This is a genomic window from Rothia sp. 18CD1-1, from assembly GCF_055285355.1.
Map to the genome: position 1 here is coordinate 211,023 of NZ_JBUZLI010000008.1, position 14,226 is coordinate 225,248.

Sequence of the window (14,226 nt, forward strand, 5' to 3'; positions counted from 1 at the left end):
CAGCGGGTGGGCCGAAATAAATTTACTGTTAAAACGGACACAGCGTGCGCAAAATACACGCTGTGTTTCGTGTTTTACGGGTAAAGTTCCCTACGTGGAATGGATACAAGCAGTTATTTTGGGCCTGGTTCAGGGGCTCACTGAATTCTTACCGATTTCGTCGTCTGGCCATATTCGTATCGTGAGCCAGTTTCTTCCCAACAGCACCGACCCCGGTGCGGCTTTTACGGCTATCACGCAGCTGGGTACAGAGACCGCGGTGCTGGTCTTCTTCTGGCGAGATATTGTGCGTATTATCGGTAAGTGGTGCGGCTCCCTGGTGGGTAGGGTGGATCGTCGCGATCCCGATGCGCGGATGGGCTGGTTTATTATCATTGGTTCGCTGCCCATCGCTATTCTGGGTGTCTGGCTTGAGGACTATATCGACAGCAGTTTCCGTTCGCTGTGGATTGTTGCCACCATGCTGATTGTGTTTGCCATTTTTCTTGCTATTGCGGACCGTATCGGTAAGGAGCAGAGGAGTCTTGAAGACCTCAACGTCAAACACGGCATGGTGTATGGTCTGGGGCAGGCGCTGGCGCTCATTCCCGGTGTGTCGCGTTCGGGCGGTACTATTATGACGGGTCTGCTCATGGGGTATACCCGTGAGGCTGCAACTCGCTATTCTTTTCTGCTGGCGGTGCCGGCGGTGTTTGCATCGGGCCTCTACAAGCTTGCGGGAAGTGTGGAAGAGGGCTTTACCGGCTACTACGGGTTTGGGCCAACAATGCTGGCCACCGCGATTGCTTTTGTGGTTGGCTACCTGGTGATTGGCTGGCTGCTCAAGTACATTTCACATAATAATTTCACGATTTTTGTGTGGTACCGGATTGCTCTCGGCTTACTGATTTTTGTCTTGTTGGGCATGGGGATCCTGACCCCCTACAGCTAAATTTGGGGTGTCCGCCCACCGGTCGGTGGGCGGGTATCGTAGCCACGGAAAATTAATAAGTTGTCCAAGCGAGGGATGTTTATGAAGGCATGGCAGGCTCCTGTTTGTGCGGAGCTACCCGGTCGCGCGCCACTTCCCAGAATTTTTGATACCGCTGCTTCCCAGAAGGTGCAGCTGGAAGCGGAGGATACCGCGAGCATGTACGTGTGCGGTATAACTCCCTACGACGCCACCCATATGGGGCATGCGTCCACCTATGTCGCTTTTGATCTGCTTCATCGTGCATGGGGTGATTCGGGGGTCGCTGTTACCTATGTACAGAATGTAACGGATGTTGATGATCCTCTGCTGGAGAGAGCCCAGCGAGACGGCCGTGATTGGCGGCAGCTGGCGGAGGAACAAACAGAGCTTTTCCGCACCGATATGGAAGCATTGCAGGTGATACCGCCCGACCACTATGTGGGTGCCGTGGAGTCGATTCCCTGGGTGGTTGAGGCCGTTGAGGATTTGCTGTCCCGCGGTGTGGCCTACCCGGTTGAGGTGGGGGACGAGACCGGTGTGAGCGATATATATTTTGATGTGCGGAAAGCGGCAGGACTCGATCCCCAGGATCCTGCGCACTGGTTCCTGGGGCAGGTTTCCCATTTGAGCCGGGAACAGATGCTGCCCCTTTTTGCCGAACGCGGTGGGGACCCGCAGCGGACCGGTAAACGTCACGCTCTGGACCCGCTGCTATGGAGAGCTGCCCGTGAGGGGGAGCCCAGCTGGCCCGGTGGGAAGCTGGGGGACGGCCGTCCCGGTTGGCATATTGAGTGCACCGCGATTTCCCAGAAACTTCTACCGGCCCCGTTTTCGGTGCAGGGCGGCGGTGCTGACCTCCAATTCCCTCACCACGAGATGGGGGCAGGCCACGCCTACGCTCTCACCGGTAAACCTATGGCCCGCCATTATGCGCATACCGGGATGGTGGGTCTTGACGGAAAGAAAATGAGTAAATCGCTGGGGAATCTGGTGCTGGTATCGAGGTTGAGGGCCGAGGGCGTGGATCCGGCAGCGATCCGCCTTGCTATCATGGCTCACCACTACCGTGAAGATTGGTTCTGGACATCGCAGTTGCTTGCCAGGGCGCAGCAGAGGCAGCGGGACTACACCCGGGCAATAGAACAAGCCACGGCAGATGCAGACCCCGCCGCCTATGCTGTCCTTGACCGGGTGAGGCGGCAGCTGGCCGATGATCTCGATGCGCCGGCAGCACTTGAAACACTCGACAACTGGGCAAACTCCGCTCTTGCCCGGCTAGAAGCGGGGCAGAAGCCCGGTGGCGGTCAACTGATTAACGATATTCTCAGCACGCGGTTGGGCGTCAAGCTCTAGCCTGTTACCTGAGAGGTCACAGTTTACCGGTCGCGACGGCGCAGAAAACGCTCCAGCTCTTCGGCAAGCTCGTCTCCCGAAATCCTATCGAGAGACGGGCTATCCGTTTCAGCTTCAAGCTGGGAAACGTACTCGGCAAGCTCGGGTTCTTCCTGCATAAGTTCACCGGCACCGCGTTCCCAGGCCCGGGCCTCTTCTTCAAGAGACTGAAGCGGAAGAGAGATATCCAGGGCTGATTCGAGGAGAAGAAGCAGAGCGTAGGTGGCTTTAGGGTGCGGTGGGTGGCCAACATAGTGCGGAACCGAGACCCAGGCGCTCACATCGGTCAGCCCGTGGGCAGACGCACTATGGGCGAGAGCGCCGGTTATCCCGGTGGGCCCGGTATAGGACTGCGACTCGATACCGGCGATACCGCGAAGCTGGTCGTTATAGCTGGTCACCGACACAGGAAAATCACGGGTGTGCGGAGTCTCCGCCAAAAGAGCGCCCAAAAGAAATAGATGGCTCACGCCCTGCTGGCGGGCAAAAGCAAACAGTTCTTGCATAAAAGTGCGCCACCGAAAATTGGGTTCGGGCCCGGTGACAAATAGGAACCTCAGAGCCGCGGAGGTATCCCGGGCCTCGGTGACCACGATACGAGGCCATCGCAGCTCGCCGCTGCCGTCATCGTGGGAGAGAAGCAGCGGACGGGTCTGAGTGAGATCGTAAAAATCTTCGGTATCAAAACCGGGTATTCCCTCTGCCCCCAGGGTGTTCTCCATGAAAGAAACCGCCTCGGTCGCTGCCGAGGCGGCGTCGTTCCAGCCTTCAAAGGCACATACCATGACGGTTGTTACGTCTCTGTCCGCGGCGGACCCGTAGACATTCTTGGGGGAGTTATTTGCTGTGTTCACCTGTTTATCTTAAACATTGACGGGGTATTTCGAATACAGTGTTCGCCGAATGCGTTCAAAGACAAACAACCGGTAGGCTTGATATGTTCTCGGGAGGCCGTAAAACGTCGCCGTTATCGATCACACAAATCCGTGAGGTGAATATGACACAGAGGCCCGGTGTCCGCGTTGTGAAACTTGGTTCGGTACCCATCTATCTTCAGCCCTCCTGGTTTGTGCTCATGGCGGTCATTATCGGTGGCTACGGTATCTATTTGGGGCGGCTCCCGGGGGTTACCTACGTATCAGCCTTCACCGTCTCCACCACGGTTGCCTTCCTCATTGCCCTGGGTGTTTTTATCCACGAAGTAGCCCACGCTGTGTGCGGTATTGCCCGGGGCCTCAGCGTCGAATATATTTCGATGACACTGTGGGGAGGACTCACCAAGCTCAGCCCCGGAACACCGGTGACCTCTCTACTGGTATCCTTGGCGGGCCCGGTTGCTAATGCGCTCTATGCGGTCGGTCTAGGTTTTGTTGCGGGGATGTTTGACGATTCACCGGCGCAGTTCGGTGTCCGGCTTGCGGCCGGGGCAAATCTTCTTATCTCTATTTTCAATATGCTGCCCTCTTACCCGCTGGATGGTGGCCACAGCCTCGAAGCGGTTGTTACGGTGGTCAGTAAGCGCCGTTTTTTCGGTGCTCTCGTGACAGCCTTCGTGGGGCTGAGCCTTATTCCCCTTATGCTCATCGCAGCTTTCTACTATGCCGGACGCCTGACTGTTACCGGGCTGGCCGCTATCTTTCTGATGTGCTATTACATTTTTGCCGCCTCCTACCCGGTGATTAAAGCGCTCAAAAACCAGAGAAGCGGTGGGGATCCCCTTGCCGCTGCCAATCTAATGTCACCGGCGGTTTTTCTCGATGAGACCGCGACCCTGGCAGAGTACAGGCAGTATTGGAACGCCGAGTTGCCGGCAGCAGCCACGCCGGTTGTCCTCACCAGAGACGGTAAAGCTCTGGGCTGGGTCTCCCGCGAGACTCTTCGGTACCTTCAGGACCACGAGCCCGACAGCACCCCGCTTTCCCGCTACCTGTATCCGCTAGCCCCCACCGAGCTACCGGTTCATCTGCTGCGGATAGACCTCATGGACTACTTCAACGGCTACCGCTATCAGCAGTTACCGCAGGCTATGCGGACCGGGTACACTCCCATAGCCTGGGTGGTGGGGGAGGCAGAGAACTACCGCGGAATTATTACCCACCGGGCGATAGACCGGGCACTGGCGGCGGAGCAGAACAATTAGTTCAGGTTCAAGCCATTATAAGGTGAGCCTAGGCTCACCCTGTGGGCAAGCCGGCAGTATTTTTGAGACAATAAACCTAAGACAACGTCAACCTTTTCAAGGAGATTCCCCAGCCGATGACACAGGATATGCCCACCGGCAGCGTCAATAGGCGCGGCCCCTTTCGCCCGGGCGAGCGGGTGCAGCTGACCGACGAGAGCGGAAAGATCACCACCATTACCCTGGCAGAAGGCGGCGAATACCACTCCCATAAGGGGTATTTTAGGCACGATACCCTCATCGGCTCCCCGGAAGGCACCGTTATTGAGAACTCCGCGGGAATCAAAATCCAAACCTTACGCCCGCTCTACAAAGATTTTGTGCTTTCCATGCCGCGCGGGGCCGCGGTGGTCTATCCCAAAGATGCCGGACAGATTATCACCATGGCCGATATTTTTCCCGGTGCCCGGGTGATTGAGGCGGGTGTGGGCTCGGGTGCACTCTCTATCGCACTGCTGCGGGCTGTGGGAGATACCGGTCACCTGCGGTCCTTTGAGCGTCGCCAAGAATTTGCCGATATCGCCCGGGGAAATGTTGAAACCATGTTTGGTGGCCCCCACCCTGCCTGGTCCATCACTCTGGGAGACCTTGCGCAGACGCTGGGGGAGGTCGAAAAACCGGCCAGCGTAGACCGCGCGGTGCTCGACATGTTAGCCCCCTGGGAATGTCTTGATGCTGTCGCTCTCGCCCTGGCGCCAGGAGGGGTGGTGATCTGCTATGTTGCTACCGTAACCCAGCTTTCCCGTCTCGCCGAAGCTCTACGTGCTGACGGCCGTTTCACCGAACCGGAATCCCACGAGACCATGGTTCGAGGATGGCATGTTGAGGGGCTAGCGGTCCGCCCAGATCACCGGATGGTCGCCCACACCGGCTTCCTGATCACTTCCCGCAGGCTCGCAGACGGTGCACCGCGCCTTGCGCCCAAGAGAAGGGCCTCAAAAACCGACTTTAGCGACGAAGACCTCAACGCCTGGACCCCGCTTTCCCTGGGGGAGAGAAACGTGTCAGACCGCAAACTGCGCCGGGCTGCCCGCGACGCCCAAGAGCTTGCGCGAAAATCAGCCACCTCCACCGAGACAGCACGGGCACAATCCCGCTAGCCTCGTCACCTTCCCGCAGAGCTCTTAGACAGGCAGTAGAAAAGCCAGAGAAAAAATTTCAAGAATGAGTGAATCAAAAGAAGAAGCTGTTTCCCCCAGAGATTACGAGAGAATCCTCCGTCAGCTCAACATAGCTAATGACAATCGCAGAAACCTTGATCGGCAGCTACGGGCCGCATCGGATAAAAATCAAAAGCTCGTGCTGGCCCTACAGAAGACCAAGGTAGAAATCGAGCGCCTACGTCTTGCTCTCTCCCAAGAGGTAACCCCGCCACTGAACTCTGCCCAGGTTCTTGAAATCGGCACCGGGACCATGAGTTACCGGGACCTCGCCGAGGGCAAAACCCCCGCAGAGGCCGAGCAGTATCTTGACGTTCTGCTCTCGGGCAGGCGGGTGCGCATCAGCTGCTCTCCGCTGCTGAACTACACCGAGTTGGCACCGGGTATGACCGTGCTACTCAACGACCAATCTCAGGCCGTAGCCTCCCTGGGGTTCGAGTCGCTGGGCGAGGTTGTCACCGTGCGCGAGATACTCGATAACCAACGGGTAGTTGTCGATATGCCCAACCAGGCAAAGACAGTGGCACGGATATCCGGTGCAATCACCGCCCGGGAACTGGCGCTGGGGGATACCGTCACCTACGATCCGCGACTTAATATGATCTTGGATCGGGTACCGCATACCGACGCACAAGAACTGGTTCTTGAAGAAGTACCCAACATCACCTACGAGCATATCGGTGGTCTTTCCTCGCAGATCGAGCAGATCCACGACGCCGTTGAATTACCCTTCTTACACCCGGAGACCTTCCGCGAATACCGGCTAACCCCGCCCAAGGGTATCCTGCTCTACGGTCCTCCGGGAAACGGTAAAACACTTATCGCCAAGGCTGTAGCCAACTCACTTGCATCCCGTGTGGAAGCACTCCACCCGGGGAGTAAGCGCACCGGATACTTCCTCAATATCAAGGGCCCCGAGCTACTCGACAAATATGTGGGTGAAACCGAACGCCAAATTCGTGATATCTTCACCGCCGCCAGAGAAAAAGCTGAAGAGGGGAACCCCGTGGTGGTTTTCTTCGATGAAATGGAATCCCTTTTTCGTACCCGCGGGACAGGTAGAAGTTCAGATGTCGAAACGACCATTGTCCCCCAGCTCCTCTCAGAAATAGATGGTGTAGAGTCACTGGATAATGTGATTGTTATTGGGGCCACCAATCGAGAAGACATGATCGATCCCGCAGTGCTACGGCCGGGGCGACTCGATATCAAAATTCGTATTAACAGGCCCGACGAGCAGGGTGCCCGCGAAATTTTTAGGCTCTATTTGAATGAGGATCTTCCCCTGGCACCGGAAGAAGTCAGCCGGCACGGCAGTGCCAAGGACGCAGGCTTTGCGCTTATCGAGACCGCCCTGGACAATCTTTTTGCCGATAGCCAGAGCAATAGGTACGTGCGGGTGGGGCTGGCCGACGGCTCTTTCGTCTGGCTTAAACGCGGTGAATTTCTTTCCGGCGCGGTCATCCGTAACATTGTTGATACCGCAAAAAAACTTGCTATCAAAGATCAGCTCACCACCGGTAGCCGGGGTGTGCGGACAGCGCATGTTGTTGAGGCTGTCCGCGCCGAATTTGAAGACCAGGTGGAGACCCCGCAACCGGCAGAGATCGAGGATGTGCTTACGGGCCGTAGCATTCGCCAAAAAGTTATCTCGGTTTCCCCCGCCAAGGTTTCTCCTCTCTTACCCGAACCAACAGTGAGGAGTGCTCGCTAGTGTCTGTTCACCGCGTGATGGGAGCTGAGACCGAATACGGTGTCTTTGCCCCCGAGGACCCCACCACTCATCCCACCATTCTCTCTGCCCATGTGGTCAACACCTATAACACCCTGTTTCACCGGGAGCTTCGCGCACAGTCCAGCTCTCGCTGGGAATACAGCTCGGAGAACCCGCTTGCAGATAGCCGCGGTACGGACATGGATCCGCAGCGGGCGCACCCCTCCCAGCTCACCCATCAGGCTCCGGTACTGACCAGCGAAGAGATTGCGGCCGAGGCGCTTCACGAATCAGGGATGTACGCTGAGCGCCTTGACTGGGACACCGCAACCATGAACTCAATTCTGCCCAACGGCGCCCGGCTCTATGTTGATCACGCCCACCCGGAATACTCTAGCCCCGAGGTCACCGACCCGTTTGACGCGGTCCTCTGGGACGCTGCCGGAGATCACATTGCCGCCCAAACCGTTGCGGCTATCGAGGCCCACGCAGCAGACCACGGGCTACCCCGTATCAACCTCTACAAAAATAACTCGGACTCTAAAGGACAGTCTTACGGCTCCCACGAGAATTACCTGCTGCCCCGCGACACTCCTTTTGAGAACGTGATAGCGGCCCTACTTCCCTTTTTCGCTACCCGGCAGATTATGGTTGGGGCCGGCAGAGTCGGAATCGGAACACAGAGTGAAATACCGGGATTTCAGATTTCCCAGCGCGCAGATTTCTTTGAACGGGAGGTGGGGCTGGAAACCACGATCCGCCGCCCCCTCGTCAATACCCGCGACGAACCCCATGCCAACCATACGGCGTACCGTCGCCTGCACGTGATTAGCGGCGATGCCAACCTCGCACACACCTCGAACCTCCTTAAATTTGGCACCATGGCACTGGTGCTCAATCTCATCGAGGCGGACAAGGCCCCCAATATAAGCCTGAGCGACCCCGTCGAAGCCATGCATACCGTAAGCCACGATCTCAGCCTCGGTGCCCCGCTGCGACTTTCAACGGGACAAAGCTCCACAGCCCTGGAAATCCAACAGACCTACCTGGCTGCAGCCCGTGCCCACGAGACCAACCCCGACCCCAAAACCCGTTATATTCTTGACCTTTGGGAAGAAACTCTCCATCTGCTAGCAAACGACCTGTTTAGCCTTGCAAACCGCCTCGACTGGGTGGCCAAGTACAGCCTCCTCAGCCAATATGTTGACCGGGGCCTCGCCTGGGACAATCCCAAGCTTGCCGCCATCGACCTCCAGTACGCAGATATCAGACCGCATAAAGGTCTCTACTTTAAACTGGTACAACTGGGCAGGATGAAAACACTCTTCACCCACCAACAAATCCGCCACGCCGCTGACAACCCCCCGGACGACACACGCGCCTACCTCCGCGGAAAAATGATCAGCACCTGGCCCGAAGAAATCGTCAGCATCAACTGGGACACCATCGTCACCAGAAACCCGTTGGCCACCGACCTCCACCGGCTTACCCTCCCCGAACCCGAACAATACACCAGAAAAGATATCGAACATCTGCTTCAGCTCGACCACGCAGGCACACTGATCGACCGTCTCACAGCAAAAGAAATATAAGGAGAAAACCGTGGAACGCAAACACGCCCAAACCCACAACAGGACCCAGACACCGGAAGAACAGGCAGAGGTGCACATCCAACAGCGCACCGCTCCGGTCGACCAAGAGCTTGTCTCAGAAACAGATAACCTCCTCGCAGAAATCGACGGCCTCCTCGAAGAAAACGCCGAAGACTTTGTCAAAGGTTTCGTCCAAAAAGGCGGAGAATAACAGCCGTATCGGCAGAAAACATCATGAAACAAAGAATCTACGGAATAGAAACCGAATACGGTATCAGCTACCAACCCACAACGCTAGGCCCCATAGGGCCGGAGGAAGCCGCCCGGATACTCTTTAAACCCGTTGTAGATTCTTGGCGTTCCACCAACGTATTCCTCCCCAACGGCTCCCGCCTCTACCTTGACGTAGGATCCCACCCCGAATACGCCACCGCGGAATCAGCCACACTCAGAGACCTCATCGCCCAAGACAAAGCCGGCGAGCTACTTTTTGCCGACCTCCTCAACCAAGCCCAAGACCACCTTGAAGAAACCAATCACAAAGGCCGCCTCTACCTCTTCAAAAATAACGTGGACTCAGCCGGGAACTCTTTCGGATCCCACGAAAACTACATGATCTCCCGAAAAGTAGAATTCGCGAAGCTGGCACGCTCACTGGTCCCCTTCCTCATCACCCGCCAAATAGCGGTGGGAGCGGGCAAAACCCACCCACAAGGCCCCCAACAGTGGGGAACAGCCCCCGTCGGCAACCCCGGCGAACCCAGCTTCTCCTTCTCCCAGAGAGCAGACCACATCTGGGAGGGCTCATCAACCGCAACAACCCGATCCCGCCCCCTCATCAACACCCGCGACGAACCCCACGCCGACCCCACACGATACCGTCGCCTGCACGTCATTAACGGCGACTCCAACATGTCGCAAACAACCACACTGCTCAAAGTAGGCGCCACAGACCTCGTACTAAGAATGCTCGAGGACCACTACCCCCTTAAAAATTTTGAAATAAAAGACACGGCCACCGCACTGAGAATAGTTTCACACGACCTCAGCGGACAACAGCGATTCACGCTAGCAGACGGCAGCCACAAAAACGCCCTAGAACTACAAAGACACTACCTGGAATCCGCCCGAACCTACAGCGAACAGGAAGAGAGCCACCGCGACACCCCCTACATCCTCGACCTCTGGGAAAGAACTCTCACCGCGGTAGAAACCGGAGACCACTCAACAATCGATACCGAAATCGACTGGGCCATCAAAAAGAAACTACTCGACACCTACAGAGCACGGGACTCCATCGGATACGACCACCCCCGAATCCAACAACTCGACCTCGCCTACCACGACATCGACCCGGACCGAGGAATCTTCAACGTCCTCTCACAGGCAGGCCGAGTCAAGAACCTACTAGACCCGGCCGACATCGAACGAGCAACCATGACCCCACCAAACACCAGGGCACGGATAAGAGGCCAATTTATTTCCGCCGCCAGATCAGCGGGCGAACAATTCACTGTAGACTGGGTACACCTGCGCCTCAACAATAAGCCACAGTTCAACCTGGTATGCCAGGACCCCTTCGCCAGCCACAGCGATGAGGTGCAGATGCTACTCAACACTATGCGCTCGCCCAGTGCCGAACCCTGGACGCCACCTTTCATATAAGGATTTCACACACAAAACACAGTTTCCCCCGCTAGTATGACAGCGAGTTATATCCTCGCACCCGTGAGAGAAAAGAGTATCCCTACGTGTCTAAGAAAATATCCCTAGCCGTATCGGGGGCAGTATGCGCCCTCCTGCTTTCGGCATGCGTATCAGGAACATCGTCGCTCGGCGATGTTGAATATGCTCTCAACGACGCCACTGCTGAACCCTCGGTAGCCTTCGAAACACCGTTCACCGCTGACGGTACCCAGACCCACCTTATCGAGGAGGGCACGGGGGCTGATATCGCTGAGGGCGATGAAGTTATGCTCTCTGCGTCTATTTTCAGCGGTACGGACGGTAGCTCGCAAGGGTCAACCTACACGGCAGATACCCCGGATATAGTTGTCCCCATTACCGAGAACCTTAAAAACAGTGCCCCCGAGATCTACGAGATTCTGACCAGCAACAAGGTGGGCATGTCCTTCTCCTACGCCACCAATCTCACCCAGACATCTGCAACCTCTAGCCCGGTGCAAGCGTCGCAGGGGACCCCCACCAACGTCGAAATCTATACGGTGCAGAAGAAGCTACCCAAGACGGTCTCCGGCACCCAGATCCCCCAGGACGAGATTAATCCGGCGGTAGAGTCCTTCAGCCTCTCGCCTGAAGACGGCACCGCAAACCTGAGCCTGGCCGAGGACAGAGGAGACTCGCCCACCGAGCTGGTTTCCCAGGACCTGATTACCGGCGATGGTAAAACAATAGAAGAAACAGACACCGTCTATGTCCGTTACCAGGGAGTGAACTGGAATAGCGGGGAGCCTATAGACGGCAACTACGGGAACAATAGATACGCAGCCACATTTGCACTGAGCCAGCAGACCATCGAGGGATGGAAGCAGGGACTTGTCGGTAAGACCGTTGGTTCCCGCGTGCTCCTGATCATCCCCGCGGACCTTGCCTACGGCGAGACCCCCGAGCAGGAGGGAGCACCCGCCGGTTCCCTGGTTTTTGTCGTCGATATTATTGATGCCGCTGCCGGGGCGGGTAACGCATCAGCCAGCTCGGAGGCCACAGATACGGCAAGTACTGAGCCCACCGGCGAGAGCACGGGTTCTAGTAGCGGTGCCGAAACCGATACAGGATCAGAATAAAATTCCGTTTTTACTAAGGAGTTACACATGTCTTTTGGACAGCGCAGGCTGGACCGCACCAAACCCGAGATCGATTTTCCCGAATCTGGGCCTCCCCAGCAGCTACGTATCATCGATGACATAGAAGGTGTCGGAGCGGAGGTCGTGGCCGGCGACTACGTATCCTGCCACTATGTGGGTGTTGCCTTCTCCACGGGTGAAGAATTTGATGCTTCCTGGAACCGTAATGAACCCTTGACCTTCCGGGTGGGTGTGGGGCAGGTGATCCGTGGTTGGGATCAGGGGCTTCTGGGCATGAAAGTCGGTGGTCGCCGCCGTCTTGAAATCCCTGCCGATCTTGCCTACGGTGAGCGCGGTGCCGGAGCGGCAATCGGCCCCAACGAGTCACTGATTTTTGTGGTCGACCTGCTAGAAGTCCGCAGGTAAAGTGGACGGCAAATAACCCCCGAAAACTGCTTCGGGGGTTATTTTATATGTATGAGTAGGCAAACTGTTGAGCGTTATCTCATGCTCTTTAATCTGCTGTCGGAGAGTACACGGGGATTGACTCGAGGTCAGCTTAAACAGCTGATCCCCGACTACCGCGATACCGCTATTGAGGCATCTTTCGCCCGAAAATTTGAGCGTGATAAGGCGGTACTTCGCGAGGTTGGTCTGCTTGAAGAAGCTACGGAAAACACAGACGGTGATGATTACCGTTACCGGGCTGTGGCTGTCAACCGGCAACAATTTGCTGTACTACCGCGGTCGGAGCGGGGTGTTGTGACCCTTCTGATGGCGGCCCGTGCCTGGAACAGCGGCGGTATCTCTAAGATACTACACCGTGCCCTCACTAAACTTGGCTGGCTGGTTCCGCAGCAGGCTGCCGAGGTCGGAACCGTTTTCTCTACCAGCCTTGTTGAGCCCGCGGGCCTACTTCCCACTGCCCGAGCTCTGGTGGAGAACCGAGCCCTGTCTTTTGGCTACCGCACGGATAAGACCGGTAGCGATACCGCGCGCCTCGTGCAGGTGCTGGGTCTGGGCCGAAGGTTTGGCCGCTGGTATGTATTTGGGCAGGACAGCTCAGCTGCCGGTGCACCGGTCAAAGCCTATCGGCTTGACCGTATGAGGAATATTAAACTGGGTGATACCCATACGTACCGGCAGCAAGTTATAGATATGGACCGGGCTCTGGCAGATATCTCGCGATCACAGCCGGCTAGAGTACTCGTTGAAGACTCGCGCGGGCGCAGGAGCAGGGTCAAATCTTATTCTCTCGAGGAGACGGTTGCCGATGCTCTGGTTTATACCGGCCGGGTTCTTGCCGTTAGCCACGAGGATGATAGCCAAGGAGCGGACTATCAGCAACGGGCTCGGGATCTCTATCTCGATCGGCTCAACCGTCTCTGCCTGGTCCATAGCGGTCGCGCGGTTGTACCCGCTGATCTGAAGTGGACAACCGGTATACAGCAGAGGCGTCGGCTCAGCGCAGAAGATACCACGCTTAAATTGCTGTCCATCGCCCACTACGCGCAGCTATATTCAGGGATATCGATCAAAGAATTAGCACAGTACTTTGGTATGGGTGCGAGTGCTATGCGGGATCAGCTTAATTTTCTCAACCTCGCCCTGGGCGAATCCAACTACGGGTTTTATGAGGATGATGACGGCGTGCACGTGCGTACCGGCGCACGTCTTCAACAGGCGGTGCAGCTGAGTAGGCTCGAGATTTTTTTGCTCTTTGTGACCCTGACCGTGCTGTACGAGGGAAGTTCGCAGACAGCTGCGCTTGACGATGCTATCTTCACCCTGGGTGTGCTCGCTTCCGGAGACGGGGATATTGTGCAGCGGGTAAAGGTCTATTCGGAGGAAGGTTCTGTGACGGCGTTTGTTCGTGAGGCGGTTGAAGATCGGGTGGCTTTGCGTATTCGTTATCGGGGAAGGAACGGCGAAACTGAGCGCACCATTGTCCCGCTTGAGGTTTTTACCGACCTGGGTACGGTCTATGTGCGTGCTTTCTGTTGTATGAGGCAGCAGACGAGGAATTTTAGGGTAGACAGGATCGAGCTGCTCGATGAGCTAAACAGTGTTCCCGAAAGCCGAACACCGCCATCCGGTGATTCTTCTTCCGGTGGGGTGCTGGGGGCGATGGTCGGTGATGAGGGAAGTAGGGGGAAACCTCTTCTGCCTCAGGACTGGGCACGTCAGGTACAGGAAAATGCTGTGGTTCGTTTGGCTCGTACCACAGGGGATGATCACTATATTTCGTCTTTGGCACTCGAGAGTGCACGTGCTGGTGAGGACGTCTACTATCGGTTACCGGTTGCTCACGGTGACTGGGTGGTGGAGATCGTGGCTCGGTACGGGGGAGAGGTGGAGCTTGTAGAACCTGCCTGGTTGCGTGGTGAGATAGAACAGCGGTATAGCGATTTGCAGAAGAGCGCTGCCTAAATT

Annotated in this window: 12 protein-coding genes; 11 read left to right on the forward strand and 1 reads right to left on the reverse strand. The window is 56.6% G+C overall.

Features of this window, described 5'->3' with window-relative positions:
* Nucleotides 1-94: 94 nt before the first annotated feature.
* Together ACS1BR_RS07990 and mshC are read left to right on the forward strand one after the other, a co-directional pair.
* A complete protein-coding gene (locus ACS1BR_RS07990; RefSeq protein ID WP_463561430.1) occupies nt 95-931 on the forward strand; it encodes an undecaprenyl-diphosphate phosphatase in 837 nt (278 codons plus the stop codon).
* Nucleotides 932-1,012: 81 nt separating this feature from the next.
* A complete protein-coding gene (gene mshC / locus ACS1BR_RS07995; RefSeq protein ID WP_463561431.1) occupies nt 1,013-2,305 on the forward strand; it encodes a cysteine--1-D-myo-inosityl 2-amino-2-deoxy-alpha-D-glucopyranoside ligase in 1,293 nt (430 codons plus the stop codon).
* A gap of 23 nt (nt 2,306-2,328) precedes the next feature.
* Here mshC and ACS1BR_RS08000 read toward each other — a convergent pair whose 3' ends face one another.
* Nucleotides 2,329-3,198 (reverse strand): PAC2 family protein, encoded by an 870-nt coding sequence (locus ACS1BR_RS08000; protein ID WP_463561432.1) that lies wholly within the window; start codon nt 3,196-3,198, stop codon nt 2,329-2,331.
* 143 nt (nt 3,199-3,341) lie between these two features.
* On the opposite strand from ACS1BR_RS08000, the gene ACS1BR_RS08005 reads away from it, so the two are divergent.
* From ACS1BR_RS08005 to ACS1BR_RS08045, 9 genes are all read left to right on the forward strand, one after another.
* On the forward strand, nt 3,342-4,484 hold the full coding sequence (locus tag ACS1BR_RS08005; protein WP_463561433.1) for a zinc metalloprotease: 1,143 nt from the start codon (nt 3,342-3,344) through the stop codon (nt 4,482-4,484).
* A gap of 116 nt (nt 4,485-4,600) precedes the next feature.
* Nucleotides 4,601-5,623, forward strand: a complete 1,023-nt coding sequence (locus ACS1BR_RS08010; RefSeq protein WP_463561434.1) for a tRNA (adenine-N1)-methyltransferase — start codon at nt 4,601-4,603, stop codon at nt 5,621-5,623.
* A gap of 64 nt (nt 5,624-5,687) precedes the next feature.
* The gene (gene arc, locus ACS1BR_RS08015; protein WP_463561435.1) at nt 5,688-7,397 is read left to right on the forward strand and encodes a proteasome ATPase; all 1,710 of its coding nucleotides are present in this window, start codon (nt 5,688-5,690) and stop codon (nt 7,395-7,397) included.
* Entirely contained in the window at nt 7,397-8,989 is a 1,593-nt protein-coding gene (dop, locus tag ACS1BR_RS08020; protein WP_463561436.1) for a depupylase/deamidase Dop, read from the forward strand. The genes arc and dop overlap by 1 nt, the downstream gene beginning before the upstream one ends.
* Nucleotides 8,990-8,999: 10 nt before the next feature.
* Entirely contained in the window at nt 9,000-9,200 is a 201-nt protein-coding gene (locus tag ACS1BR_RS08025) for a ubiquitin-like protein Pup (protein WP_463561437.1), read from the forward strand.
* Nucleotides 9,201-9,223: 23 nt separating this feature from the next.
* On the forward strand, nt 9,224-10,654 hold the full coding sequence (gene pafA / locus ACS1BR_RS08030; RefSeq protein ID WP_463561438.1) for a Pup--protein ligase: 1,431 nt from the start codon (nt 9,224-9,226) through the stop codon (nt 10,652-10,654).
* Nucleotides 10,655-10,740: 86 nt separating this feature from the next.
* The gene (locus ACS1BR_RS08035) at nt 10,741-11,793 is read left to right on the forward strand and encodes an FKBP-type peptidyl-prolyl cis-trans isomerase (RefSeq protein WP_463561439.1); all 1,053 of its coding nucleotides are present in this window, start codon (nt 10,741-10,743) and stop codon (nt 11,791-11,793) included.
* A 27-nt stretch (nt 11,794-11,820) separates the two neighbouring features.
* Nucleotides 11,821-12,219, forward strand: a complete 399-nt coding sequence (locus ACS1BR_RS08040) for an FKBP-type peptidyl-prolyl cis-trans isomerase (RefSeq protein WP_463561440.1) — start codon at nt 11,821-11,823, stop codon at nt 12,217-12,219.
* A 51-nt stretch (nt 12,220-12,270) separates the two neighbouring features.
* Nucleotides 12,271-14,223, forward strand: a complete 1,953-nt coding sequence (locus ACS1BR_RS08045) for a helix-turn-helix transcriptional regulator (protein WP_463561441.1) — start codon at nt 12,271-12,273, stop codon at nt 14,221-14,223.
* Nucleotides 14,224-14,226: the final 3 nt, after the last annotated feature.